Origin of the sequence: Meiothermus luteus (assembly GCF_003574085.1) — a bacterium.
GTDB lineage: Bacteria > Deinococcota > Deinococci > Deinococcales > Thermaceae > Meiothermus > Meiothermus luteus.
The window spans coordinates 1-23,302 of record NZ_QWKZ01000026.1 but is presented as its reverse complement, the minus strand read 5'-3'; the positions used below and the strand labels follow the sequence as shown (position 1 = coordinate 23,302).

General features: G+C 63.8%; 25 protein-coding genes. 16 read left to right on the top strand and 9 right to left on the bottom strand.

The window, feature by feature from the left end; translation table 11 throughout:
* Positions 1 to 91: 91 nt before the first annotated feature.
* Genes tsaE through Mlute_RS05575 form a run of 6 tightly spaced genes read right to left on the bottom strand, consistent with a single transcriptional unit; the run spans position 92 to position 5,441 of the window.
* Positions 92 to 514, bottom strand: coding sequence for a tRNA (adenosine(37)-N6)-threonylcarbamoyltransferase complex ATPase subunit type 1 TsaE (gene tsaE / locus Mlute_RS05600; protein ID WP_119359764.1), 423 nt, complete (start codon positions 512 to 514; stop codon positions 92 to 94).
* A gap of 9 nt (positions 515 to 523) precedes the next feature.
* A complete protein-coding gene (locus tag Mlute_RS05595) occupies positions 524 to 1,030 on the bottom strand; it encodes a macro domain-containing protein (RefSeq protein ID WP_119359763.1) in 507 nt (168 codons plus the stop codon).
* A 9-nt stretch (positions 1,031 to 1,039) separates the two neighbouring features.
* The gene (locus tag Mlute_RS05590) at positions 1,040 to 2,107 is read right to left on the bottom strand and encodes a C45 family autoproteolytic acyltransferase/hydolase (RefSeq protein WP_119359762.1); all 1,068 of its coding nucleotides are present in this window, start codon (positions 2,105 to 2,107) and stop codon (positions 1,040 to 1,042) included.
* An 11-nt stretch (positions 2,108 to 2,118) separates the two neighbouring features.
* A complete protein-coding gene (gene phnE / locus Mlute_RS05585) occupies positions 2,119 to 3,750 on the bottom strand; it encodes a phosphonate ABC transporter, permease protein PhnE (protein WP_119359761.1) in 1,632 nt (543 codons plus the stop codon).
* Positions 3,747 to 4,505, bottom strand: a complete 759-nt coding sequence (phnC, locus tag Mlute_RS05580; RefSeq protein WP_119359760.1) for a phosphonate ABC transporter ATP-binding protein — start codon at positions 4,503 to 4,505, stop codon at positions 3,747 to 3,749. The genes phnE and phnC overlap by 4 nt, the downstream gene beginning before the upstream one ends.
* A 60-nt stretch (positions 4,506 to 4,565) precedes the next feature.
* The gene (locus Mlute_RS05575; protein ID WP_119359759.1) at positions 4,566 to 5,441 is read right to left on the bottom strand and encodes a phosphate/phosphite/phosphonate ABC transporter substrate-binding protein; all 876 of its coding nucleotides are present in this window, start codon (positions 5,439 to 5,441) and stop codon (positions 4,566 to 4,568) included.
* 58 nt (positions 5,442 to 5,499) lie between these two features.
* Between Mlute_RS05575 and Mlute_RS05570 the strand changes: the two genes are divergently transcribed.
* Positions 5,500 to 6,177, top strand: a complete 678-nt coding sequence (locus Mlute_RS05570) for an HAD family hydrolase (protein WP_119359758.1) — start codon at positions 5,500 to 5,502, stop codon at positions 6,175 to 6,177.
* On the opposite strand, the gene Mlute_RS05565 is transcribed toward Mlute_RS05570, so the two are convergent.
* A complete protein-coding gene (locus Mlute_RS05565) occupies positions 6,160 to 7,242 on the bottom strand; it encodes an N-acetylmuramoyl-L-alanine amidase family protein (protein WP_119359757.1) in 1,083 nt (360 codons plus the stop codon). The two genes, Mlute_RS05570 and Mlute_RS05565, sit on opposite strands and share 18 nt — an antisense overlap.
* 81 nt (positions 7,243 to 7,323) lie before the next feature.
* Between Mlute_RS05565 and Mlute_RS05560 the strand changes: the two genes are divergently transcribed.
* A complete protein-coding gene (locus Mlute_RS05560; protein ID WP_119359756.1) occupies positions 7,324 to 7,611 on the top strand; it encodes a hypothetical protein in 288 nt (95 codons plus the stop codon).
* 71 nt (positions 7,612 to 7,682) lie between these two features.
* Here the strand turns inward: Mlute_RS05560 and Mlute_RS05555 are convergent, their stop codons facing one another.
* Together Mlute_RS05555 and Mlute_RS05550 are read right to left on the bottom strand one after the other, a co-directional pair.
* Entirely contained in the window at positions 7,683 to 8,252 is a 570-nt protein-coding gene (locus tag Mlute_RS05555) for a LabA-like NYN domain-containing protein (RefSeq protein ID WP_119359755.1), read from the bottom strand.
* Positions 8,253 to 8,584: 332 nt separating this feature from the next.
* Positions 8,585 to 9,613 (bottom strand): zinc-binding dehydrogenase, encoded by a 1,029-nt coding sequence (locus Mlute_RS05550; RefSeq protein ID WP_119359754.1) that lies wholly within the window; start codon positions 9,611 to 9,613, stop codon positions 8,585 to 8,587.
* A gap of 54 nt (positions 9,614 to 9,667) precedes the next feature.
* Between Mlute_RS05550 and Mlute_RS05545 the strand changes: the two genes are divergently transcribed.
* The 14 genes from Mlute_RS05545 to nuoL form a co-directional block, all read left to right on the top strand.
* Positions 9,668 to 10,282: a YceH family protein gene (locus tag Mlute_RS05545; protein WP_119359753.1), complete on the top strand. Its 615-nt coding sequence runs from the start codon at positions 9,668 to 9,670 to the stop codon at positions 10,280 to 10,282.
* Between the two features lie 80 nt (positions 10,283 to 10,362).
* Positions 10,363 to 11,502, top strand: a complete 1,140-nt coding sequence (locus Mlute_RS05540; protein ID WP_119359752.1) for a phenylacetate--CoA ligase family protein — start codon at positions 10,363 to 10,365, stop codon at positions 11,500 to 11,502.
* Positions 11,503 to 11,746: 244 nt separating this feature from the next.
* Complete coding sequence (locus Mlute_RS05535; protein ID WP_119359751.1) at positions 11,747 to 12,106, top strand: NADH-quinone oxidoreductase subunit A; 360 nt, start codon at positions 11,747 to 11,749, stop codon at positions 12,104 to 12,106.
* Positions 12,107 to 12,127: 21 nt separating this feature from the next.
* Positions 12,128 to 12,667, top strand: coding sequence for a NuoB/complex I 20 kDa subunit family protein (locus Mlute_RS05530; RefSeq protein WP_119359750.1), 540 nt, complete (start codon positions 12,128 to 12,130; stop codon positions 12,665 to 12,667).
* A 9-nt stretch (positions 12,668 to 12,676) separates the two neighbouring features.
* On the top strand, positions 12,677 to 13,300 hold the full coding sequence (locus tag Mlute_RS05525; RefSeq protein ID WP_119359749.1) for an NADH-quinone oxidoreductase subunit C: 624 nt from the start codon (positions 12,677 to 12,679) through the stop codon (positions 13,298 to 13,300).
* On the top strand, positions 13,300 to 14,547 hold the full coding sequence (nuoD, locus tag Mlute_RS05520) for an NADH dehydrogenase (quinone) subunit D (protein WP_119359748.1): 1,248 nt from the start codon (positions 13,300 to 13,302) through the stop codon (positions 14,545 to 14,547). The genes Mlute_RS05525 and nuoD overlap by 1 nt, the downstream gene beginning before the upstream one ends.
* 58 nt (positions 14,548 to 14,605) lie before the next feature.
* Positions 14,606 to 15,169 carry an NADH-quinone oxidoreductase subunit NuoE family protein gene (locus Mlute_RS05515; RefSeq protein ID WP_119359747.1) on the top strand — a complete coding sequence of 188 codons (564 nt, stop codon included), beginning with the start codon at positions 14,606 to 14,608 and terminating at the stop codon, positions 15,167 to 15,169.
* Positions 15,166 to 16,482 (top strand): NADH-quinone oxidoreductase subunit NuoF, encoded by a 1,317-nt coding sequence (gene nuoF / locus Mlute_RS05510; protein ID WP_119359746.1) that lies wholly within the window; start codon positions 15,166 to 15,168, stop codon positions 16,480 to 16,482. Before Mlute_RS05515 ends, nuoF begins: the two co-directional genes overlap by 4 nt.
* 6 nt (positions 16,483 to 16,488) lie before the next feature.
* Positions 16,489 to 18,855 (top strand): molybdopterin-dependent oxidoreductase, encoded by a 2,367-nt coding sequence (locus Mlute_RS05505; protein WP_119359745.1) that lies wholly within the window; start codon positions 16,489 to 16,491, stop codon positions 18,853 to 18,855.
* Positions 18,856 to 18,953: 98 nt separating this feature from the next.
* Positions 18,954 to 20,078, top strand: a complete 1,125-nt coding sequence (nuoH, locus tag Mlute_RS05500; RefSeq protein WP_119359770.1) for an NADH-quinone oxidoreductase subunit NuoH — start codon at positions 18,954 to 18,956, stop codon at positions 20,076 to 20,078.
* Entirely contained in the window at positions 20,075 to 20,614 is a 540-nt protein-coding gene (gene nuoI, locus Mlute_RS05495) for an NADH-quinone oxidoreductase subunit NuoI (protein WP_119359744.1), read from the top strand. The genes nuoH and nuoI overlap by 4 nt, the downstream gene beginning before the upstream one ends.
* Before the next feature lie 88 nt (positions 20,615 to 20,702).
* Positions 20,703 to 21,296 carry an NADH-quinone oxidoreductase subunit J family protein gene (locus tag Mlute_RS05490; RefSeq protein ID WP_119359743.1) on the top strand — a complete coding sequence of 198 codons (594 nt, stop codon included), beginning with the start codon at positions 20,703 to 20,705 and terminating at the stop codon, positions 21,294 to 21,296.
* Complete coding sequence (nuoK, locus tag Mlute_RS05485; protein ID WP_119359742.1) at positions 21,293 to 21,583, top strand: NADH-quinone oxidoreductase subunit NuoK; 291 nt, start codon at positions 21,293 to 21,295, stop codon at positions 21,581 to 21,583. Before Mlute_RS05490 ends, nuoK begins: the two co-directional genes overlap by 4 nt.
* A gap of 13 nt (positions 21,584 to 21,596) precedes the next feature.
* Positions 21,597 to 23,302: NADH-quinone oxidoreductase subunit L (gene nuoL, locus Mlute_RS05480; protein ID WP_407942643.1), on the top strand; the 1,706-nt coding region annotated here is incomplete at its 3' end.

Here is a 23,302-nt window from a genome sequence, read left to right as displayed (position 1 = left end):
ACAAAAGACTTGCTTGACCAAGGCCAAGGTGTGGGCGGGATTATACGCTTCTTTGGAGCCCGAAAAATGAATCCACGGGCACAAAATTCGCCTAGATTTTTGGAAAAAACGCTCTCCCATGGGCAAAAAACTCCACCCGACGGCCTGTTTCACCGGGAGTTAGGCGCACCTCGAGGCTATCCGGAAACACCTCCGGCCGGCCCCACTCAATGAGCACCAGGCGGGCCTCGGGCCGGTAGTCCTCGAGGCCCAGGTGGTACAGCGCCTCCTGGTCGGCCATGCGGTAGGCGTCCATGTGCACCACCAGGCCCCCTGGGGTGGGGTACTCGTGGATTAGGGTGTAGGTGGGGCTGGTCACCTCACCTTGGAAGCCCAGGGCCTCGGCGATGAACTTGACCAGGGTGGTCTTGCCCGCCCCCATAGGGCCTGTTAGCAAGACCAGGGCCCCATGGGGCAGGGTTTGAGCCAGCCGCTGGGCTAGGGTGCGGGTGTCCTCGAGGCTCTTTAGGTACACGCCCTTAGCTTATCCCTCAGGGAATTGACCCCGCCGGGCCAGGGCCTGCCGGATGGCCTCGGCGTCGGCCTCGGTGTAGCCGTAGAGGGTGACTTCCAAGGGGTCGGGAGCGGCCAGTAGCTCGTCCAGCATAGTTTCTACGACCATAGATACCCCTAGGCCGCCCACCCCGGTTCCGAGCAGGGGAAAGGCTACCTTGTGAAGCCCTTTTTCCAGGGCCAGACGCAAGGCCGCCCGAGTCGCCCTGCGCACGGTTTCCAGGCTGGCGGGGGCATCCCCCAGCACAGCGGCATGGATCACGTAGCGCACCGGCAACTGCCCCGCCCCGGTAAGGGCGGCCTCGCCCACCTGGATAGGGCCGTGCCGGTCGCACTCTTCTTGGATGCTGGGGCCGCCTTTGCGCCGGATGGCTCCGGCCACGCCCGAGCCCAGAACTAGGTGGTTGTTGGCCGCGTTCACGATGGCATCCCCCACGAACTCGGTGATGTCGCCCTGGGCCACCTGGATGCGCGCCATGGGGCCATTTTAGACCACGTAGCGAACATACGGGTTCTCGTGGGGGGGGCCATCGGAAATCCACAGCTCGCCGGTGCCCAAGTTCATAATCACCGAGACGATGGTGCGGTAGGGCTCGCCCAGGGCGTACTCCTCGGGGCTGGGGGTGCGGCAAACCGCATAGGGGGCCCCCTCCCGGTCGGCAAGGGCAGCCTGGAGGTCCTTGAGACCAGGTTTTTCCACCGCGCGTAGGCGCTGTTCCAGCCGTTCTGCTCGGTGGTGCGAGCGGTCGAGCCACTCGATGGGGGGTACCTCGATGCCGCAGCGCTCCGGGGCGATGAAGTGGTTGGCGTGGACGAGCTGGCGGGGGTCTTCCCAGCGGGCGAGGCCCATGGGGGAGACCTCGAGGTCCACGGCTTTGGCCCCCTGCCCCAGCAAGAAGTTGGCCGAGCTGGTGTGGGGGGGCTCGAGCAGCGCCTTTTGGGCCTCCTCTAGGGTACGTTGCCGCAGCGCCCGGTAGGTACGTAGATGGAAGGGCTGGCCCAGCCCGGCCCAATGGTCGCCCTTGGAGACCAACCCGTTGATGCACAGGCCCAGCCCGTGCGAGTTGAGGCCGATTTTGCCTCCAAAAATGCCCGCCTCGGTGAAGGCCAGCACCCGCGTGCCGTCGGGCTCGGTGATGTGCTGTAAGGCTCCCTGCACCCCCTCCATCCAGTCCCAGTTCTGGCCCATCCAGAGGTGGCCGTCGGCGCTGTGGGCGGGCATCAGGGCAAAGGCGGTGCAGCCGTTGGGGGCCTCGTGGCCGAACTGGTGATACACGATCTCGTAGCGCACGTTGAGGGTAGCGATGTCCACTAAGGGCTGCCCTGAGCCCGTCGCAATGCCCTCGAGGCCCGCGGTGTAGGCCGGGCTCTGCCGGCGTAGGGCCTCCAGGTAGCGCCTGCCCCGCTCGCGGGCCTCGGTGGGGGAGAGCTTGCACTCCACCTCAAAGCGGTGGAAGTAGAGCTCTAGGTTGTGCGCTATCGCCTCACCTAGGGCTCTTCCTTGGCACAGGCCTTGCTCGTAAGGGGGTCCGGAGAGCTTCAGGTAGGGCATCATCCCGTCTATTATCACACCAGCCGGCTGCGCAGCCAGGAGGAGGCGAAGTCAATGATGTTGACCACCACCACGATGGCGATGACTCCCACCATCATCTGGTCGTACTGGCCGGAGGCCATCTTCTCATTGATGAAATAACCGATGCCCCCCGCCCCCACCAGGCCCAGCACCAGGGAGGAGCGGAAGTTGATCTCAAAGTTGTAGATGGTGTAGGAGACGAAAAGCGGCAGCACCTGGGGCAGGATGGCCCAGCGGACCACGTTGGCCCCTGCTGCCCCGGTGGATTCCAAGGCCTCCACCGGCCCCTTGTCGGCGTTCTCTATGGCTTCTGAGTAGAGTTTGCCCAGCTCGGTGAGGGAGTGGATGGCGATGGCCATTACCCCAGCAAAGGGCCCCAGCCCCACCGCGGCCACCAGAATCAGGGCGATGATGAGGGTGGGTACTCCGCGCAGGACGTTTAGGAAGAGACGGGTGGTGTAGAACACCCCCCGCATCCAGGGGCTCCCCAAGGTGACGTTGCGGGCGGCCAGAAACGAAAGGGGCATGGCGAAGACCGCCGCCAGGAAGGTGCCCACCAAAGCCATCTGCACCGTAACGGCGATTTGGCTCAGCACCTCCTGCAAGGGGTAGCGCTCGCTGGCGGCGTCGGCCAGCAAGGGGGGCCAGGCCTTGTCGGCAAACTGCTGTAGAAAGGGCCACCCCACCACCAGCTTGCCCAGGTCAAACTCCGTGGCGTCAAAGGCCGGTATAAGGGCGCTGGCCACCAGGGCGATGAGAAGGCCTGCCCGCAGATCGTCGGGCTCTTGCAGGGCAGGATTGAAAAGCTGCATCAGGCCAGCCCCCAGCATTACCCCGGCCAGGAAGAAGACCGCGAAGGCCCCGTACTGGGTGGTGGAGGGTTGTACCTGGCGATAGCCCTGGCTCGAGGCCTGGGCAGGTAGGGCCCCCTGCAGGTCGCCTAGGCTTTGGATGGGCTTTAACTCCTCCTGCCCTAGCTCCTTGCGGATGGCGTTCAGCTCCGGAAGCGACTGGTTGTAGCTCTCCACGATGGCCTGCTGGGTGCCCTCAGGGGTGGGGTAGATGAGCTTGTAGTAACCCAGGCTCTTGGGCAGGTAGGCCCCTCCACCCTGGGGTGCGTGGAACCACAAGAAGGTCAGCCCCCCGGCAAGGACGGCAGAAATCAAGAGGGGAAGGCGCCAGCGGAGTCGGTTTAGGGAGAGCAGGGCTACCGAGCCGCCCACCACCAAGGCGACCAGCGCCTCCATGGCCCCTTCCACTGGGGCCAGCCGGGCGAGCTGGGGCGGCTGGGTGTACCAGCTTCCGGCGGCCAGCAAAGCGGCGGCCCCTCCCAGGACCCCGCCCACTCCGGCCGGCCTGCCGCCCCGGTGGGTCAGAAGAAGCGCCAGGGCCACGCCAAGGGGGATCAGCCATAGAAGGGGGAAAAGAGGGGTCAGGGCCAGCAGGGTAGGGTCTACGGTGTCGCGGCTTAGAAAGCCGCGGGCCCGGCTAAAGGGGAAGGCCACGAAGGCCACCAGCAAGGCCAGCCCTGCGCCCACCGTCCAGCGCCGCATGGACCCCTTGGCCACCCCCGCCAGCGAGGCCAGGAGCAGTCCTAGCAGGGTATAGACCCAAAGTGCGCTCATGCCAGCATCTCCTTGCGCTCGTATAGGTCGTCCACCGCAGCCTCGCTCAGAGCCTCAGGGCGGCCGTCAAAGACCACCCGCCCCCGCTTGAAGGCCACGATGCGCTTGGCGTATTTGAGGGCCAGCTCGAGGGCGTGGATGTTAATGACCACCGTTACCCCCTCCTCCTCGTTGAAGCGTTTGAGGGTGCGCATGACCTCCTCGGAGAGAACTGGGTCTAGGTTGGCGGCTGGTTCGTCGGCCAGGATTAGGCTGGGCTCCTGGGCCATAGCCCGGGCGATCGCCACCCGTTGCTGCTGCCCTCCCGAGAGGGAGTCCACCCGAGCGTTCTCCTTGGCCAAAAGGTCTACCCGGGCGAGCTGCTCGCGGGCAATGCGGTAGTCCTGCTCGCGGTAGAGCCCCAGCAGGCCGCGCCAGGTGGGCAGGTAGCCCAGCCGGCCGTGGAGCACGTTCTCTAGGGCGCTGAGACGGCCCACCAAGTTGAACTGCTGGAAGATGAAGCCTACGGTGCGGCGGTACTTTTGTAGCTCGCGTTTGGGCAGCTTGGTGATGTCGGTGCCGTTGACCCTTACCGACCCGACGGTGGGTATCAGGAGGCCGTTTAGGGTGCGCAAGAAGGTGCTTTTTCCCGCCCCCGAACGGCCTATCACGGCCAGAAAGTCCCCCTTGGGGATGTCTAGGTTCACATCCACCAGCACCTGCAGAGGTCCTTTGGGGGTTTGGAAGGTCTGACTGAGGTTTCGGACTTCTATCATGGTTTGCAGACAAATCATAAGCCCCCAGGCTTCGGCTGGGGGCATAAAAGGGGCCCGGGGCTACTGGCCGGCCACCTTGCGGGCCTGGCGAACCACGTCGTAGTCCGAGTCTTGGGCAGGGATCATGTAGTCAATGCGGTAGAGGTTGAAGAGGAGCTTGTTTTCAGGAGCCCGGATTCCCTGCAGCGCCGCTGCGATGCCCCGTGCCAGCGTGGGGTATTTGGTGATGAACTGCTTGGAGACCGAGAAGGTGTCGCCGGGGATGGGCCGAGAGTAGAAGATAGCGGTGAGCTGAGCGGCCTCTTCGGGCTTGAGGAACTGCGTCCAAGCCCCGGATTTGTTGCGGTTGTCGTTGGCAAAGGTGGCACAGGCGTCCACCGACTTGTTCAGCACTGCGAGCACACAAGCGTCGTGGCGCCCCGCGAAGGTTTGCTTGGCGAAGAGTTTGTCCGGGTCAAGCCCTGCTCCCACGATGGCTGCCCGGGGGAAGACGTAGCCTGCCGCGGAGTTCTTGTCCACCCAGGCGATGCTCTTGCCGTCAAGGCCCTGGAGGTTTTTGATGCCTGAGTCCTTGCGTACCACGATGGCGCTCCAGTAGTAGGGGTTGTTGTTGCGCACGCTTTTGAGGAGCACCTGGGCCCCTACGTCTTGGTTGGCGATGACGTAGCCGTCCGGGGGGAAGAAGGCGAAGTCTAGGTTGCCCCCACGCATGGCCTCAATGAGGCCGCGGTATTCAGTGGGGATGAAGACCTCTACTTCAATGGCCCCTTGGAAGCGCCGTTCTAGGTAGTCTGCGATGGCCTGGGCAGCCGGGCGGAGCTGGTCGGAGTTCTGGGTGGGGTTGAAGCCAATGCGGACCTTTATGGGGTTTTGCGCCAGGCCGGCGGGTAGGCCCAGGGCCAGCAGGGCTAGAAAAAGGAAGACTTTAGATTTCATACCCTGTAAGCCTACACCAGTTTGGGACAAAAGTGAACCTGAGGTACAATCCCAGGGCATGCAAGCCCTCATCTTTGATTTTGACGGGACCATCCTGGATACCGAAAGCAGCGAGTTTCGGGCCTGGCAGGAGGTCTACTGGACCTATGGCGCCGAGCTAAGCTTGGACTACTGGCTGCCCTTTGTCGGCAACAATTCCTTGCCTTTTGATCCTGTGGGCCACCTCGAGGCCCTCCTGGGGGTTGGCCTGGACAGGGCGGAGGTTGAGGCCCGGGTGGAGCGGCGCAAGGCCGAACTCAACCGGGAACTGAAGCCCCTCCCGGGGGTGGTGGAGTACATTGAGGCGGCCCAGGCGATGGGGCTTGGGCTGGCCCTTGCCAGCAGCTCGAGCCGGGCCTGGGTGGAAGGGCACCTGGGCAGGCTGGGGCTGTTGTCCGCTTTCCAGGTGGTCTGCACCAAGGAGGATGTCGCCCTGACCAAGCCCGATCCAGCCCTTTTTCTCAGGGCTGCGGAGGCCCTGGGCGTCCGGCCGCGCCAGGCCCTGGCCATAGAAGACTCCCTCAACGGCGTGCGGGCGGCTCGAGCCGCCGGCGCTTTTACCGTGGCGGTTCCCAACCCCATCACCCGCCATCTAGACCTAGGCGAGGCCGACCTGCTGCTCAATCGCCTAGACGACCTGCCCCTTTGGGAGCTGGTGCAGATTGCCCGCGGACGGCGGCTATTCCCCGTTGTTTAGGAATCGCAGGATACCCCGGGCCAGCCCCTCGGCCAGGGCCTGCCGGTAGGCCTCGGTCTGTAGCCTGCGCCCTTCTGTGGGGTGGTTGGCAAAGCCCACCTCTACCAGGATGGCCGGGATGCGGGCGTTGCGCAGCACGTAAAAAGGCGCCTGCCGTACCCCCCGGTCCACCGCGCCTGTGGCCCGAAGCAAGGAAGCCTGCACGTAGTGGGCGAGCTGGCGTGAGAACATCAGGTTGGACTGGGCGATTAGATCGCTCATGATTCGCTGGCTTACGCTCTGGGCTTCCTGCGTGAGCCGCCGCCCCACCTCGCCACCGCCGTTTTCCCGGATAACCTGGGCTAAAAGGGCGGGGTCAAGGGTGTTGCCGAAGTAGTAGACCTCAATGCCCTGGGCTGGGGTGGAGGCGCTGTTGACGTGGATGGATACGAACAGGTTTCGCTTGGAGTTAGCAATTTCGGCCCGCAGGCCTAAGTCGGTGGCCTTGTCGGGGGAGAGGTGGATATCCCGGTCGCGGGTCAGCACCACCTCCACGCCTTCCCTTTCCAGGAGGCGCCTTACCCGAAAGGCCAGGTCTAGGGTGACCTCCTTTTCCACCACGAAGCCCACCGCGCCCGGGTCTACCCCGCCGTGGCCTGGATCAAGGACCACAACCTTGGGCTGCGCCCTCGGTTTTGGCGGGCTGGGCCTGGGTTGGGCGGTAGAAGGGGAAGTGGGGGCCCGGCTTCCCGTCAGCACGTCCACCACCAAGCGCCGCCGGCTGCCGTCCTCTAGTAGAAAGGTCTTGACTTCCACGCTGGGGCGCAGCCGGACGAAGACGTTGGCGCCCTGGGGGGTGGGCACCACCTGGTAGGAGGCTACCTGGGGAGAGCCTACATCGGTGTCGCTGGCCGCAGGCCTGGTTCCGGTGAAGCGCAGGGTAAGGGTGTCGGGGGTTTGGCTGATCTGGTACTGAACCCCTTTTTCCAGGTCAAAGACCAGCCGGGTGTAGCCCTCGTGAAGCCCTAGCCGGGGAAAAGCCATGGCTAGGGGGAAGAACACGATCAAGATGGCAAGGAACCGCATTATTTGCGAGTATAACCCCAAAAGATGGGATTTTCTTAGGATTTGCACCTCGCCGCTTGGGGGTTGTGGGATACTAGGGGTATGTTCGGCTTGTTTCGCAAACCCGATGAGCACGTCAAGAGGGAGGGCGACGCGGCCTTCCGGGTGCGGGTGCGCACGGCGCGGAACAAGGAAGTGGTGGAGCTGCGGCTTTCTAAAGGCGGCGAGATTTCGGCTTCGGATGAGGGCGGCTACTACGTGCGGAAGGTGGTGGTTTCCCCTAAACACCTGGACCGGGCGGTCCTTGAGATATGGTTTGACCGGGCCTACCGCCCGGTACGGAAGGTGGTGGAAGGGGGCGAGCTGGTGCCGATTCGGGAGTGGAGCTAAGCGCCTTCTGCTGGGGTCTCCTGCCGCAAAAAGCGCCCAGCCCTAGGGCTGGGCGCTGCACCAAGGGGTTTTCACTTGAGCTCGTCCTCGAGGTTCTCAAGCAGGCGCCTGGCCGGGCTGGCCTCCTCGCTCCTTTGGACCTCCTCGCTCAGGCTGGGGTAGACCCGGCGCCCACCCCCGGTGCGCTCGAGCTGGGCCTGCATCTCGCGCAGGTCAATGTAGCGGTCGCACTGGTTGCGCAGCTCGAGGTCGGTGAGTTCGGGTATCCCTAAGAGGTGTATCTCCTTACCCATGGCCCGTAGGGCTGCGAGGGTGTGGGCTAGGTCCCCCGAGCCGCTGGCCAGGACAGCCCGCTCCCAGCGGGGTGCGGTGACCAGAAGGTCGGTAGCAATCATCGCCTCAAAACGGGGGTCGCCGTGGGTCTCGCGGCTGCGTACGGTGTAGCCCATGAAGACCAGGGCATCCAGGAATTTCTGCTGCCGCTCGTCGTTGCTGTCGGTGACCGGAGCGTAGTAGAAAGCGTTGTACAGGTCCTCGGGAGGAGCGAAGATGCCGATGGCCTTCCGGTGATCTATGTTCCACCCCAGACGCTTGGCCGCATCGTACATGTAGGAGCCGTCAATAAATAAAGCCGTCTTCATCTCAGTTGTCTCACTTCCTGTGGGCAGTGGGCTGCCCGTTCCGCAAGAGAAACATGGTACCCCCTTATTGGCTAAAATACCATCGCCCGATTTTCGGATACCACAACGAGGGCCGCCCCTTGCGCCGCCTAAACCATCATGCGACAAAGGGCCTAGGTTTCCAAGAACCTTAACGCCGGGCAAAGGGGGATGGGCTGGTTTGGGTTTATGTCACGAAGGCCGGGGTTTTTGGCCCATGCGGGCTTTGCGAGGGGGGCCATGCCTGGGGCTTGCGCTCTGCTTTTCTTTGCGCGTTACCTGTACTGGGTAGGGTCCGCTGCAAACGGCTTGATTCAAACCTCCAACACTACCTTGCCAAAGACCTGCCGTTCCTCCAAAAGGCGGTGCCCCTCGGCGGCCCTGGCCAGCGGCAGGAGGCTTCCGAGCACGGGCTTGAGCCTGCCCTGGGCCACCCAGCGCAGGATGGGGTAGAGGCGGCTTTTGGAGGCCATGGTGGACCCGAAGATGGTGAGCTGGCGATAGAAGATGTGGGAAAGAGGGGTGAGGGCTTCGTAACCCGAGGAGGCCCCCACCAGGCTGATGCGCCCTCCCCAGGCGGTGGCCTTGATGACCCCTTCCCAGTAAGCCGCCCCAGTGTGGTCCACCACCGCATCGGCGCCTTTGCCCCCAGTGAGCCGCCGCACCTCCTTGAACCAGTCTGGCCGGCTGTAGTTGACCCCCTCGTCCGCGCCGAGGTCCCTGGCCTTCTCCAACTTCTCCTCGCTTCCGGCTGCGGCGATGACCCGCGCCCCGTAGAGCTTGGCGATCTGTATGGCCGCCACGGAAACACCGGAGCCTGCGGCCATGACCAACACGTCTTCTCCCGGCCTCACCTGGAGCTTGTCCACCACCATCTGCCAAGCGGTGAGGAAGGCTAGGGGAATGGCTGCGGCCTCGGCAAACCCCAGGTTTTGCGGCTTGGGCAGCACGTTGGCCGCCGGAACCACCACCAGCTCAGCGTACCCACCCCAGCGGTGCTCGCCCAGGATTTGGTACTCTGGGCAAAGGTTGTCCTGGCCGCTTAGGCAGCGCTCGCAGTGCCCACAGGAAACCCCTGGATTCACCACCACCGCCTCCCCCGGCGCCACGCCCTGCACCCCGGGCCCCACCGCCTCCACCACCCCGGCCACATCGGAGCCCAGGATGTGGGGCAGGGCCAGCTTGGGGCCCGCTACCCCCTTGCGTACCCACAGGTCAAGGTGGTTGAGGGCCACCGCCCGAACGCGAACCCGCACCTCCCCAGGGCCCACCGCGGGTTCTGCGATCTCGCCATGGCGCAGGACCTCCGGGCCGCCCCGGCCATCCATCCACACCGCTCGCATAGGCCCGATTCTGCCACCCCGCCCAAAGGCGGGTCAATCGGCTATATTTGCTCCGTGGAGCCTCTTTCCGAGATTGAGGTGCGGGTGCTGGGCACCCTGATTGAGAAGCAGTTCGTAACCCCCGAGCACTACCCCCTTACGGAGAACGCGGTTCGGCTGGGGGCCAACCAGAAGAGCAACCGGAATCCAGTGATGAACCTGAGCGAAGCAGAGGTACGGGAAGCCCTGGACTCGCTGCAGCGCAGGCGGCTTTGCGGGATGTTCCGGGAGCCCGGCGCCCGAGCCCCCAAATACCGGCAGTTTTTGGACCGGGAGTATAGGCTGGCCCCTGTCGCCACCGCCTTGCTGGGCCTGCTGATGCTGCGGGGCCCGCAGACTTTAGGGGAGCTGCGGGCTCGAGCCGAGAGCATGGGCCAGCGGTTCGCCTCCTTGCAGGAGGTAGAGACCGTGCTGAGGGGCCTTATGGAGCACGCCCCACACCCCCTGGTGGTGCGTCTGGAGCGGCGACCGGGGGAGCGGGAGGCCCGCTACGCCCACCTTCTGGCCGGCCCGCCCAGCTTTCCGGCCCCTTTGGAGGCCAAAAGCGAGCTGGAAATCCGCCTGGAGGCCTTGGAGGCCGAGGTGAGGGAGCTGCGGAGCCTGGTGGAGGCGATCAGGAGGAGCGGTTAGGGGCTTCGGCCCTTGGCTGGGGTTTTGAGGGCGAGGGGAGGGGCGGATATAATCCTGGCAACCAAGGTGAGGAGCTCCCTATGGACAGAGTCCAGCGTTTGAGAGCGGTTGTTGCTGCCGCGCAAAGACACCCCGTCTATGCCGAGAAGCTAAAGCAGGTGGACGTTGACGCGTTAACCCCAGAGGGCCTTGCCCGGCTGCCCCTGACCACCCGCCAGGACTGGCTGGCTTATCTACAGGCCAACCCCAAGCCTCCCCAGGGGGCTGCCCTGATGCACCTTACGCCCAGCCCGGCCATGGGCTGGATGCCCGAGTACCTTTCCGCTGAGGATGTGGCCTACCAGGCAGAGGCCCTGGCTGCCCAGATGCGCCGGCTGGGGGTGGCAGGGAAGAAGGTCTTGGTGGCCTTTGGCTACCACGTCTTCGCCGGGGGGTGGCTTTTCCACGAAGCCTTGCAGCGGGCCGGGGCCATGGTGCTGCCCCACGGCCCTGGCGAGGCCGAGCGCATAGCCCAGCTTCAGCAGCAGTATGGCTTTGAGGTGCTGGTCTCCAACCCCAGCTTCGCAATGAAGGTGGCCCAGGCTGGAGGGCGCTTTGAGCTTTTGATGGCTGGTGGGGAGCCCTTTACCTCGGTGCCCGGCTACCGGGAGCGGCTCGAGCAGGCCATAGGGGGGGTGGCGGTGGACGCCTACGGCACCTCTGAGCTGGGGGTGGTGGCCGGGGAGGGCCTGGAGAAGGACGGGCTCTGGGAGATACCCGAGATGGCGGTTTTGGAGGTCATAGACCCCGAGACGTTGGAGCCCACCCCCGAGGGAGAGAAGGGCGAGCTGGTGGTAACCTCCCTTTCGCGCACCCTGATGCCCATGATCCGTTTCCGCACCGGCGATCTGGCGGTGGTGAGCCGCCGTGGGGGAAGGGTCTGTCTGCCCAAGGGGGTCATTGGCCGCACCGACCTAATGGTCAAGGTCAAGGGGGTCAAGCTTTACCCCACCGAGCTGGCCCCGTTGCTGATGGCCTTTGGCGTTGACCCGCGGGGTGGGGCCCAGGTGGTGGTGGAGACCAAAGAAGGGGGCACCGACCGGCTTATTTTGCGCATCAAGGCTGATTCGGTCCCGCCCCAGCTTGGCCCGGCCCTACAGCAGGCCACCGGCATCCGCATTGATGAGATACAGGCCGACCCCGCCTTGGAAGGGCCGCCCCTGGTGGATAAGCGCTACTGATAAAGGGGCGCCCTCCGGGGGGTTTTTTTTAGGGTTTGGCGCTCCTAAGCTGAACCCTAAGCGGTGCTTGTGTGGCGCTCGGGAGCGTTTTTGATGGCTGGGGCAGAGGAGGGGTCCGATTCTGGAACGGGGCCATACTTTCACTGGCTTACAAAGGGTGTAAGATGTGGGCGGTTTTGGGAAGCTCGAGCCGCTTGACCCAACTTCGTGAAGATTGGCACGAGGGTTCCCCTCAAGGAGGCACATGTCACCGATAACCGAGTACCAGGCTGTTTTGGTCTACTTTGCGGTCGCAGTGGGCATTGCGCTGCTGGCTACCGGGGTGGGGGCCCTTCTGGGGCCTAAGAAGGGGGGCCGGGCCAAGCTCATGCCTTACGAGTCCGGCAACGACCCCGCGGGTGAGGTCAGGCGCTTTCCGGTGCACTTCTACGCGGTGGCCATGCTCTTCATCATCTTTGATGTGGAGGTGGCCTTTCTGTGGCCCTACGCGGTAAGCGCGGGCACCTTGGGGGTGGTGGGCTTTGTGGGCCTCCTCGTCTTCACCCTGCTGCTTTTGGTGGGGTTTTTGTACGAGTGGTACAAGGGTGTTTTGAAGTGGCGCTAGCGCTTCTTTAGTGGGAGGTTTATGGCAACCCTGACCGACTTGTTCACCAAAGACGTGCAGGAGCTCGAGAACGCGGGCGTCCTGTTCACCACCTTGGAGAAGCTCATTGCCTGGGGGCGCTCCAACAGCCTTTGGCCGGCTACCTTTGGTCTGGCCTGCTGCGCCATTGAGATGATGGCCTCCACCGACTCCAGAAACGATCTGTCCCGCTTCGGTTCGGAGGTCTTCAGGGCCTCGCCCCGCCAGGCCGACGTGATGATTGTGGCGGGCCGGCTTTCCAAGAAGATGGCCCCGGTGATGCGGCGGGTCTACGATCAGATGCCCGACCCCAAGTGGGTCATCTCTATGGGGGCCTGCGCCTCCTCGGGGGGTATGTTCAACAACTACGCCATCGTGCAGAACGTGGACAGCGTGGTGCCGGTGGATGTCTTCGTGCCGGGCTGCCCGCCCCGGCCGGAGGCCCTTATCTATGCGGTGATGCAGCTCCAGAAGAAAATCCAGGGTAAGGCCCGCGACGACCAGGGCCGGAAGCTGCCCAAGGTAGAGGCCTGGACACGGTAGGGGTGGAGGATGCGGAGGCTTCAGCGGCTCAAGCAGGAGGCCCAAAGCAGGGGCTGGGTGGTGGAGGAAGCCCACGGCAGCACCTGGGTGGTGGTGCCCCGGGTCGAGCTAAAACCCCTTATGGCTGAGCTCAAAGCCCAGGGGTGGAACTACTTGGCGGACATCGTGGGGATAGACTACCTCACCTATCCTGAGAAAAAGCCTGAGCGCTTCTCGGTGGTCTACGAGCTGGTTTCGCTTCCGGGCTACAAGGAGGGGGACGGCAGCCGGGTCTTCATCCGGGTCTATGTTCCCGAGCAAGACCCCCGCCTGCCCACCCTCACCGACCTCTGGCGGGGGGCCGATTTCCTGGAGCGGGAGGTGTACGACATGTTCGGCATCCAGTTTGAGGGCCATCCCGACCTACGCAAGATTCTCACCCCCGAGGACCTCGAGGGCCACCCCCTGCGCAAGGACTTTCCCTTGGGCGAAACCCCGACCCTCTTCAAAGAGGGCCGTTTTATTGATCCCGAGGCCTTCCGCGCGGGGCTAGCGGGCAACAAACCCGGCCTTACCGGCTGGCGCGGCGGTACCCGTAAAGGCTATGGTGAGGTGGCCGCCGAGGTGCAGAAAGCCATTAAGGGAGGCAGCTAATGGTGCGTGATCCGGCTAAGCTCCACAGCCCTTCGGTGGAGGCCTACGAAATCTCCGACGCTCCGGAACTCAAGTCCGAGGTGATGACCCTGAACGTGGGGCCCCAGCACCCTTCCACCCACGGGGTGCTGCGGGTGGTGGTGGACCTCTCGGGGGAGCAGATTCTGCGCCTTACCCCCCACATCGGCTACCTCCACACTGGGTTTGAGAAGAACATGGAGCATCGCACCTATACCCAGTGCATCACCTACACCCCTCGGATGGACTACCTCCACAGCTTTGCCCACGACCTGGCCTACGCCCTGGCGGTGGAGAAGCTGGTGGGGGCCGAGGTGCCCCCCAGGGCGGAGACCATCCGGGTAATGCTCAACGAGCTGTCCCGCATCGCCTCTCACCTGGTCTTCTTGGGGACCGGCCTTTTGGACTTCGGGGCCCTCACCCCCTTCTTCTACGCCTTCCGCGAGCGCGAGGCGGTGCTGGACCTCTTTGAGTGGGTTTCGGGCCAGCGTTTCCACCACAACTACATCCGCATCGGCGGCCTGAAGGAGGACCTGCCGCCGGAATTCCTGGGGGAAGTCAAGAAGTTCATCGCCCAGATGCCCTACCGGATTGACGAGTACGAGGCCCTCTTCCGGGAAAGCCCCATCTTCTACGAGCGGGCCCGGGGGGTGGCGGTGATTCCCCCTGACGACGCCATCAACCTGTCCCTCACCGGGGGCAGCCTGCGGGCCTCGGGGGTGGACTACGATGTGCGCAAGGCCTACCCCTACTCGGGGTACGAGACGTACAAGTTTGAGGTGCCGGTTCTCTATGGGGGGGATGTCTACGACCGGATGATTATCCGCATCCTGGAGATGCGCGAGTCGGTCAAGATTATCCAGCAGGCGGTGGAGCGGCTCGAGGCGATGGGCCCGGGGCCCATACGCGACCCCAACCCACAGATTTCCCTGCCGCCTCGGCATCTGCTGGAAACCTCGATGGAGGCGGTCATCTATCACTTCAAGCTGGTGACCGAGGGCTTCCACCCGGCCTTGGGTGAGGTGTACGTGCCCACCGAGAGCGCTCGAGGGGAGCTGGGCTACTACATCATCTCCGACGGGGGCTCCATGCCCTACCGGGTCAAGGTGCGCTCGCCCAGCTTTGTCAACCTGCAGAGCCTCTCCTTTGCCTGTAAGGGCGTGCAGATGGCGGATATGGTGGTGGTTATCGCTTCGCTTGACCCGGTGATGGGGGATGTGGACCGGTAAGGCCGCTGTTTGGGCTGGCTTCGCGTGGGTGGTTAGGAGTAGGAGGCTGGAGGTAAGCGTGGGGTTTTTTGACGATAAGCAGGAGTGGTTGCGGGAGGTCTTCGGCCAGTACCCGGACACGCCCCAAGGGCGGCGGGCGGCCATTATGCCCATGCTGCGCCGGGTGCAGCAGGAGGAAGGCTGGATTTCGCCCGAGCGCCAGGAGGAAATCGGGCGTATTTTGGGCATCACCGCTACCGAGGTGGCCGGGGTGATGAGCTTTTACAGCTACTACCAGGCCCTGCCTACGGGGAAATACCACATCCAGGTCTGCGCTACCCTTTCCTGCGCGATTGGGGGTGCTGATGAGCTTTGGGATGAGCTGGTGGCCGAGCTCGGTATCCTGCGGGGAGAGGTGACGCCGGACGGGCTTTTCAGCATCCAGAAGGTGGAGTGCTTGGGGAGCTGCCACACCGCGCCGGTGATCCAGATTAACGACGAGCCCTATGTGGAGTGCGTGACCAAGGCCCGACTGAGAGCGCTTTTGGACGGGCTTAGGGCAGGCAAAAGGCTAGATGAGATTGAGCTTCCCGGCAAGGTGGGGCACGAGGTGCACGTGCGGGGCGACGAGGTGAGTGCATGAACGGGCCCATCGTGAGCGGAAAAGACCCGCGGTTTGAGAAGACCCTGTACAAGCACGTGGGCCAGCCGGGCTCCTGGACGCTGGAATACTACCTGGCCCACGGAGGTTACCAGGCGATTAGGAAGGCCCTTGCCCAGGGTCGCGACTGGGTGGTAGAGGAGGTCAAAAAGTCCGGGCTGCGCGGCCGTGGGGGTGCGGGTTTTCCTACCGGGCTCAAGTGGAGCTTTATGCCCAAGGACTCGGGTAAGCAGCACTACATTGTTTGCAACGCCGATGAGTCGGAGCCGGGCAGCTTCAAGGACCGCTACCTGATGGAGGACGACCCCCATCAGCTCATTGAGGGAATGCTCATCGCTGGGGTGGGCATTGGGGCCACCAAGGGCTACATCTACATACGGGGGGAGTACCGCCGGGCCTACGACCGGTTGGTGGCGGCCATAAAGGAGGCCTACGGGGCCGGATACTTGGGGAGGGATGTGCTGGGTACCGGCTTCAGCTTTGACCTTTACGTACACCGAGGAGCTGGGGCCTACATCTGCGGGGAAGAGACCGCGCTGATGAACTCCTTGGAGGGCCTTCGGGCCAACCCCCGAATGAAACCCCCTTTCCCTGCTCAAGCCGGGCTTTGGGGCATGCCCACCACCATCAACAACGTGGAGACCCTTTGCTCGGTGGTGCACATTGTGTCCCGAGGGGCCGATTGGTTCGCCAGCATGGGCACCGAGAAGTCCAAAGGGCACAAGCTCTACCAGGTTTCGGGGCCGTTCAAGCGCCCGGGGGTTTATGAGCTGCCCATGGGCACCACCTTCCGCGAGCTGCTCTTTGACTGGGCAGGCGGTCCTACCGAGCCCATCCAGGCTATTATCCCCGGGGGTTCTTCCTGCCCACCTCTGCCCTGGACGGACGAGATTCTGGATACCCCCATGGACTACGAGTCGCTGGTGGCCAAGGGTTCGCTCTTGGGTACTGGAGGGGTTATCGGCATTCCGGCCAGCATGAGCATGGTGGATGCGATGTGGAACCTAACCCGCTTTTATGGCCACGAGTCCTGTGGCAAGTGCACCCCTTGCCGCGAGGGGGTATCGGGATGGATGGTGGCCCTGTTTGAGAAGCTCGGCAGCGGGCGGGGCGAGAAGGGCGATGTGGAGCTGCTGGAGAGCCTCCTTGACCAGATCGAGGGTCGCAGTTTCTGCGCCTTGGCGGATGCGGCTTGCTGGCCGGTGCGGGGTAGCCTGAAGCACTTCCGTCACCAGTTTGTGGACCTGGTGGAGCATCCAAGGCCCTTGGAACGCCTGGGGAGCCGCTGGGGGTAGGGTTCTATGGTCAGAGTCACGGTCAACGACAAGACGGTGGAGGTGCCCCCCGGCACCTCGGTAATGGACGCCATCTTTCACGCTGGTTACGACGTGCCGCTTTTCTGCGCGGAGAAGTACCTATCGCCCGTGGGGGCCTGCCGGATGTGTCTGGTGCGCACCGGCACGCCGCGCAAGGGACCGGATGGGCAGTACATCTTGGAGAATGGGGCGCCCAAGATCTTCTGGATGCCCAAGCTGCAGGCCGCCTGCATCACCGCGGTCAGCGAGGGGATGGTGATTGACACCCTTTCCGACGAGGTGCGCCACGCCCAGTCGGGGATGGTGGAGCTCACGCTTTTCAACCACCCCTTGGACTGCCCCACCTGCGATAAAGGCGGGGCCTGCGAGCTCCAGGACCGAAGCTACGAGTACGGTTTGGCCGAAAAGTTCTACCACCCCAACCCCAATGAGCTGCCGCTGTACACCCGCTTTGAGATGACCAGGCGGCATGTGGACAAGCACCACCCGCTTTCGCCCTTTATCGTGCTTGATCGGGAGCGCTGCATCCACTGCAAGCGCTGTGTGCGCTACTTTGAGGAGGTGCCGGGCGATGAGGTGCTTGACTTCATTGAGCGGGGGGTGCACACCTTCATCAGCAGCGAGGAGCCAGGGCTGCCCTCCAACTTTACCGGCAACATCGTGGATATCTGCCCGGTGGGGGCCCTCCTAGACCAGACCGCCCGCTTCCGCGCGCGCAACTGGGAGTACGACACCACCCTGACCACCTCCATGGACGACGCGGTGGGTGCGGCCATCGCCGTGGACACCCGCAGCGGCCGCCTAGAGCGCATACGCGCGGCTGAGCGGCCCGAGGTGAACGAGATGTGGATTTCCGATGCGGCCCGTTTTGGGCATCGGTGGGTGGGGGAGAACCGCCTTCTGAGCCCCTTGGTGCGCAAAGCAGGGGGGCTGCAGGAGGCCACCTGGGAGGAGGCCCTGGAGGCCATTCGGGCTGGGGTTTCTGGATTCAAGGGGGAGGAGGTGGGCCTCTACCTTGGTGCGCAAAGCACCCTCGAGGAGGGCCTGGCCGCGGTGGAGCTGGCCCACCTGCTCGGCACCCCTCACCGGGACTTCCAGGGGCGCACCGCCTATCCCGCCACCGCTTTTGCCCCGGCCAGTTTTGAGGAGCTGCTCGAGGCCGAGTTTGTGCTGGTGCTGGGTGACCCCGCTGAGGAGGCCCCCAACCTGCACCTTCGGCTTTCGGAGTACAGCCGGGGCCTCAAACCTGCCCCTCGGCTCGGCCATGGCACGCCTTTTGCCGACCTGAACATCAAGGAGCGGATGCCCCGGCTCACCCACAAGCTGGCCCTCTTCAGCCCCTACCCTTCCCCCACCGCCCGATGGGCCCAGGGCAGGGGGGTGCACGCCCCGGGGCAAGAGCTCCCCTTGCTGATGGCCTTGCTGGGCCAAGGAGAGGCTCCTTTGGGCCTCGAGGAGGCCGTGGCCTGGACGCGTGGGCGGCTTGAGCAAAGCCGGAAGACGGTGCTGGTGCTGGGGGCCCATGTGCTCAATCACCCCGCGGCGGCCCAGAAGGCCCGCGAGCTGGCCGAGCGCCTGGGTGCGCGGGTGCTGGCCATGACCCCCGCCCCCAACGCCCGGGGCCTGGAAGCCATAGGGCTCTTTCCCGGGAAGGGCGGGGCGGACTGGATGGGGGTGGGCCCCCGGGTGGTCTACTACAGCTACCTACCCACCGAGGCCCAGCTCAAAGCGGCTTCCTTCCGCGTCCTCCACCTTTCCCACCGCCACCCTTTGGCCGAGCGGTATGCCGACGTGGTGCTGCCCAACCTGACCTTTTACGAGAAGCGGGGGCATACGGTGAACCTCGAGGGCCGGGTCCTCCCCCTCGAGCCCGCCTCCATTCAAAACGGGCAGGCCGACGGGGCGGTGGCCGCGCTGGCCCTTTTGGCCGAGGCGATGGGGCTGAAAGCCCCGGTGCGCCTGGTGCGCCAGGCCACCCGGCTGCTCCAGGAGAAGCACAAGCTGCCCTCCGTGCTGGAGCGTTGGACCATCAGGACGGCAGCCTGGCCCTCTTTCGGGGTTGAGCCTGGCCAGGGCCTGCTCTTCCTGCGCCCGACCATGTGGCGGCGGGAGCAGCTCGTGGGGGAGGTGGCCCAGGTGGTGCAGGTGTGCTTGGAGATGAGTCCCGCTACGGCCAGGGTCCAGGGGTTGGCCGAGGGTTACCGGGTAGGACTGGAGACCCCCTGGGGTCTCGAGGAGCTCGAGGTGCGCTTGGTGGAGGGATTGCCCGATGGGGTAATCTACCTGCCGGCCCTGGGGCCTTGGGCGGGCCGCCGGATGGAGGCCCGGGTGCTGGTTGGAGGTGGGGTATGAAGGGCATGCAGGGGTTGGGCGTGCTGCTGGGGGTTTTGGCCTTGAGCCCGGCCCTGGCCGCCGAGACTGCCGTGGCCGAAGCCACCGATCCCCTGTGGATGGTGGGGCTGAAGGCCTTTTTGGTGATTTTCGGCCTTCTGACCGCTTTTGCCTACATGACCCTGGTGGAGCGGCGCTTGCTGGCCCGCATTCAGATTCGCCAGGGCCCCAACCGGGTGGGGCCCACCGGGCTTTTGCAGCCTTTGGCCGACGCCATCAAGTCCATCTTCAAAGAGGACCTGGTGGTGGCCAAGGCCGACCGGGTGGTCTTCGTGCTGGCCCCGATGATTTCCGTGACCTTTGCGGTACTCACCTTTGGGCTCATCCCCTTTGGGCCTAAGGACGCCTTCTTTGGATACGACCCTTGGGTCATCGACCTGGATGTGGGGTTACTGTACGTCTTTGCGGTTTCAGAAATCGCCATCTACGGGATTTTTCTAGCAGGCTGGGCATCTAACTCCAAGTACTCCCTCCTGGGCTCGCTGCGCTCCTCGGCCTCCATGATCTCCTATGAGCTGGCCTTGGGCATCAGCCTCCTTGCCCCTGTGCTCCTGGTGGGCTCGCTCAACCTGCGGCAGATTGTGGAATGGCAGCACCAGAACGGCTGGCTGATCCTCTACATGCTCCCCGCCTTTGCCATCTTCCTGCTGACCAGCATGGCCGAAGCCGCCCGCACCCCCTTCGACCTTCCCGAGGCTGAGCAGGAGCTGGTGGGAGGGTACAACACCGAGTACAGCTCCATCAAATGGGCCCTCTTCCAGATGGCCGAGTACATCCACCTTATCACCGCCTCGGCCCTTATCCCCACCCTCTTTCTGGGCGGCTGGCGGATGCCGGGGTTTATGGAGCAGATCCCGGTCATCGGCGGAATTTTTTCCCTGCCTTACCTTTGGATGTTCGTGAAAATCGCCTTCTTCCTCTTCTTCTTCATCTGGGTGCGGGGTACCCTTTTCCGCCTTCGCTACGATCAGCTCATGGTGTTTAGCTGGGGCAGGCTTTTCCCGCTGGCCTTGGTCTGGTTTCTGCTTTCGGCCGGGGTGGTGGCCTTTGGGCTTCCGCTGTCGCTTTTGGCCTGGCTTTCCCTGGCCAGCCTGGTGGGTTTCTTGGTCTACGCCGCCGTTACCGCCCGGCCGGACCCCAAAGCCCCTTCCCGCCTAGGTAACCGAGGAGGAGTGCGCGTATGAGCATCGCGGCCTTGGCCCAGAGCATGGGCATTACCCTGAGGGCCCTTTTCTCTAAGCCCGTGACCATTCCCTATCCAGATGCCCCGGTGCCCCTCAAGCCCCGCTTCCACGGGCGGCATGTGCTGACCCGCCACCCCAACGGGCTTGAGAAGTGCATCGGCTGTAGCCTCTGTGCGGCGGCCTGTCCGGCCTATGCGATTTACGTTGAAGCTGCGGAGAACGACCCAGAAAACCCGGTGAGCGCTGGCGAGCGTTACGCCAGGGTTTACGAGATCAACATGCTCCGCTGCATTTTCTGTGGGTTGTGCGAGGAGGCCTGCCCCACCGGGGCCATCGTGATGGGCTACGACTTTGAGATGGCCGACTACCGCTACGCCGACTTCGTCTACGGCAAGGAGGACATGCTGGTGGAGGTGGAGGGAACCAAGCCCCAGCGGCGCGAGGCCAAGTACACCGGAAAGCCTATCCGCAGGGGCTACACCGTGCCCTACGTGCGGCCTGAGCTCGAGGGCTTCAAGCCTCCCAAGACCAAGTGACCAAAGGGGAATGAGGGTGCGCCAAGGGCCACTCCACGGGTAAAATCGCTCGGACTATGCGGAATACGACCCTAGACGGGAGGAACCCATGATTGGATTCTGGGAAGCTCTTGCCCTGCTCTTGCTGGTGGGCAGCGCCCTGGCGGTGGTGCGGCTTCAAAACGCTGTGCACGCGGCTTTGGCTTTGATCGCCAACTTTTTGGTGGTGGCCGGCGTGTACGTGGCCCTCGAGGCCCGCTTTGTGGCGATGATTCAGGTTATCGTCTATGCCGGGGCGATTGTGGTGCTCTTTTTGTTCGTCATCATGCTGCTTTCGGCGGCCAGCGCCAATGTGGGCCCTGATCTTCTGCCCCGCTTGCCGTGGGTGGCGGCCCTGGGCGCGCTGGGGCTAGCCAGCTTGCTCACTTTTGCAGCCCTCCAATTTAGCCCCCCAGCCTCCCCTGGTAGCCTGGCTGGAGGGCTACCTCAGGCCTTGGGGCCCCTTTTGTACGACCCGGAAAGGTGGCTCTTTGCCCTACTGGCGGTGGGCTTCTTGCTGTTGGTGGCCACCGTCGCAGCGGTGGTGCTGGTGGAACCGGAGCGAATTTTGGCCGCCACCACCCACCCGGCCCATCCTCAAAGAGCAGGCCAACCTGAGCCGCCCCTGAGCGAACGGAAGGAAGGAAGGGCGGTGGTCAAATGACCTGGCTGGTGGCCTCTGCGCTCATGTTCGCCATAGGAGCTTACGGGGTATTAACCCGCCGTACCGCGATTCTGGTCTTTCTCTCCATTGAACTCATGTTGAACGCGGCGGCCCTTTCCTTGATTGCCTTTTCCAAGTTGACGGGCGGGTTGGATGCCCAGGTGGTGGTGCTCTTTATCATCGCCATTGCAGCGGCCGAGGTGGCGGTGGGGCTGGGCCTGATTGTGGCCATTTTCCGCCGACGGGAGACCACCAATGTGGACGAGCTGCGCCAACTGAGGTGGTAACGTGCAGGAGACCTTGCTTTTGCCTTTGGTAATCGGGCTGCCCCTGCTGGGCTTTGCCCTTCTGGGCCTGTGGGGTCGGCGCTTTGGCGAGCCGGCCTCGGGCTGGGTGGCCTCGCTTCTGGTGCTAGCGAGCTTCCTGCTGGGCTTCTACCTACTGCTGCAAGGAGGGGCCCGCTGGACCCTCGCGGAGTGGTTGCCGGGAATTCCCTTCAGCCTAAGGCTGGATAACCTTTCGGGGGTCATGCTCATGGTGGTCACCGGCGTGGGCTTCCTAATCCACGTCTGGGCCATCGGCTACATGCACGCCGACCCCGGGTACAGCCGCTTTTTTAGCTATTTCAACCTGTTCATCGCGGCCATGCTCCTCCTGGTGTTGGGGGACAGCCTGCCGGTGGTCTTCATCGGCTGGGAGGGGGTGGGGCTGGCCTCCTACCTGCTGATCGGTTTTTGGTACACCGAGCGGGTCAATGCCGACTCGGCGCGCAAGGCTTTTATCGTCAACCGCATCGGCGACCTGGGTTTTCTCCTGGGGATGGGCCTCTTGTGGAGTATGTTCGGCACCCTGTCTATCTCGGAGCTGGCCCAAAAAGTGGAGGAAGGGGGCTACAGCTTTGCCAGCCTGACCCTGGCTGGGTTCTTCCTCCTTGTGGGGGCCATGGGCAAAAGCGCCCAGGTGCCCCTGATGGTCTGGTTGCCCGATGCGATGGCAGGGCCTACCCCGGTCTCGGCGCTGATTCACGCCGCTACCATGGTCACCGCTGGGGTCTACCTGCTGGTGCGCCACGCCTTTTTGCTCCACGGGGATGCTTTCCTTTCCGGATTGATTGTGGCGGTTGGCTTTCTGACCGCCATTTACGGGGCCCTTTGCTCTTTGGGGCAATGGGACATCAAGCGCATAGTGGCCTACACCACGCTATCCCAGCTCGGCTTCATGTTCGTGGCGGTGGGGGTGGGGGCCTACTGGGTGGCCATCTTTCACATCGTCACCCATGCCTTCTTTAAGGCTTTGATGTTCATGAGCTCCGGTTCGGTGATTCACGCCCTGGGAGGTGAGCAGGATGTGCGCAAGATGGGCGGGATGCGCAAGTACCTGCCCGTCACCCACCTGCACGCCTTGGTGGCCACCGCAGCTTCTGGAGGATTGGTCCCGTTCGCTGGGTTTTGGTCAAAGGACGCCATCCTGGCCTACTCCTTTGAGTACGGCCCCTGGCTTTGGGCCCTGATGATGGGGGCTTCGGTGTTGGCGGCGCTTTACTCCATTCGCTGGTACGTCTTGGTCTTTTGGGGCGAGTACCGAGGAAAAGAGCATCCCCACGAGAGCCCGGCAGTGATGCTGTGGCCCAACCATATCCTGATGGGGGGTGCGGTGGGGGTGGGGTTTATCGGTCTGCCCTACGTGATTGACTACAAGAACTTTCTCGAGCCCTTCCTAACCCAAGCCATCGGTGATTTCCCTCACGAGAAGCTTCCCGTGCTGACCGAGTGGGCCCTTATCGTCATCTCGGCGGTGGTGGCCATCGCCGCCTTGCTTTGGGGGTTCCGGTTTTTCCAGCGGCCCATGCCCGATTGGTACGAACGCTTCCAGTCGGCGGCTTTACAGGGATTCTACGTGGATGCGGTTTACAACGCCCTTTTGGTGAATCCAACCAAGGCTCTGGCTGGGCTCCTGTTTGGGGGCGATAAAGGCCTGCTCTCGGGCTTTGGGGGGCTTGGGGGCCT

What these genes read in the sequence shown, in the direction of transcription:
- Mlute_RS05595 (WP_119359763.1), bottom strand. Translation starts at nt 1,030, where the DNA reads ATGGCGCGCATCCAGGTGGCCCAGGGCGACATCACCGAGTTCGTGGGG.
- Mlute_RS05590 (WP_119359762.1), bottom strand. Translation starts at nt 2,107, where the DNA reads ATGATGCCCTACCTGAAGCTCTCCGGACCCCCTTACGAGCAAGGCCTG.
- phnE (WP_119359761.1), bottom strand. Translation starts at nt 3,750, where the DNA reads ATGAGCGCACTTTGGGTCTATACCCTGCTAGGACTGCTCCTGGCCTCG.
- phnC (WP_119359760.1), bottom strand. Translation starts at nt 4,505, where the DNA reads ATGATAGAAGTCCGAAACCTCAGTCAGACCTTCCAAACCCCCAAAGGA.
- Mlute_RS05575 (WP_119359759.1), bottom strand. Translation starts at nt 5,441, where the DNA reads ATGAAATCTAAAGTCTTCCTTTTTCTAGCCCTGCTGGCCCTGGGCCTA.
- Mlute_RS05570 (WP_119359758.1), top strand. Translation starts at nt 5,500, where the DNA reads ATGCAAGCCCTCATCTTTGATTTTGACGGGACCATCCTGGATACCGAA.
- Mlute_RS05565 (WP_119359757.1), bottom strand. Translation starts at nt 7,242, where the DNA reads ATGCGGTTCCTTGCCATCTTGATCGTGTTCTTCCCCCTAGCCATGGCT.
- Mlute_RS05560 (WP_119359756.1), top strand. Translation starts at nt 7,324, where the DNA reads ATGTTCGGCTTGTTTCGCAAACCCGATGAGCACGTCAAGAGGGAGGGC.
- Mlute_RS05555 (WP_119359755.1), bottom strand. Translation starts at nt 8,252, where the DNA reads ATGAAGACGGCTTTATTTATTGACGGCTCCTACATGTACGATGCGGCC.
- Mlute_RS05550 (WP_119359754.1), bottom strand. Translation starts at nt 9,613, where the DNA reads ATGCGAGCGGTGTGGATGGATGGCCGGGGCGGCCCGGAGGTCCTGCGC.
- Mlute_RS05540 (WP_119359752.1), top strand. Translation starts at nt 10,363, where the DNA reads ATGGACAGAGTCCAGCGTTTGAGAGCGGTTGTTGCTGCCGCGCAAAGA.
- Mlute_RS05535 (WP_119359751.1), top strand. Translation starts at nt 11,747, where the DNA reads ATGTCACCGATAACCGAGTACCAGGCTGTTTTGGTCTACTTTGCGGTC.
- Mlute_RS05530 (WP_119359750.1), top strand. Translation starts at nt 12,128, where the DNA reads ATGGCAACCCTGACCGACTTGTTCACCAAAGACGTGCAGGAGCTCGAG.
- Mlute_RS05525 (WP_119359749.1), top strand. Translation starts at nt 12,677, where the DNA reads ATGCGGAGGCTTCAGCGGCTCAAGCAGGAGGCCCAAAGCAGGGGCTGG.
- nuoD (WP_119359748.1), top strand. Translation starts at nt 13,300, where the DNA reads ATGGTGCGTGATCCGGCTAAGCTCCACAGCCCTTCGGTGGAGGCCTAC.
- nuoF (WP_119359746.1), top strand. Translation starts at nt 15,166, where the DNA reads ATGAACGGGCCCATCGTGAGCGGAAAAGACCCGCGGTTTGAGAAGACC.
- Mlute_RS05505 (WP_119359745.1), top strand. Translation starts at nt 16,489, where the DNA reads ATGGTCAGAGTCACGGTCAACGACAAGACGGTGGAGGTGCCCCCCGGC.
- nuoH (WP_119359770.1), top strand. Translation starts at nt 18,954, where the DNA reads ATGGTGGGGCTGAAGGCCTTTTTGGTGATTTTCGGCCTTCTGACCGCT.
- nuoI (WP_119359744.1), top strand. Translation starts at nt 20,075, where the DNA reads ATGAGCATCGCGGCCTTGGCCCAGAGCATGGGCATTACCCTGAGGGCC.
- Mlute_RS05490 (WP_119359743.1), top strand. Translation starts at nt 20,703, where the DNA reads ATGATTGGATTCTGGGAAGCTCTTGCCCTGCTCTTGCTGGTGGGCAGC.
- nuoK (WP_119359742.1), top strand. Translation starts at nt 21,293, where the DNA reads ATGACCTGGCTGGTGGCCTCTGCGCTCATGTTCGCCATAGGAGCTTAC.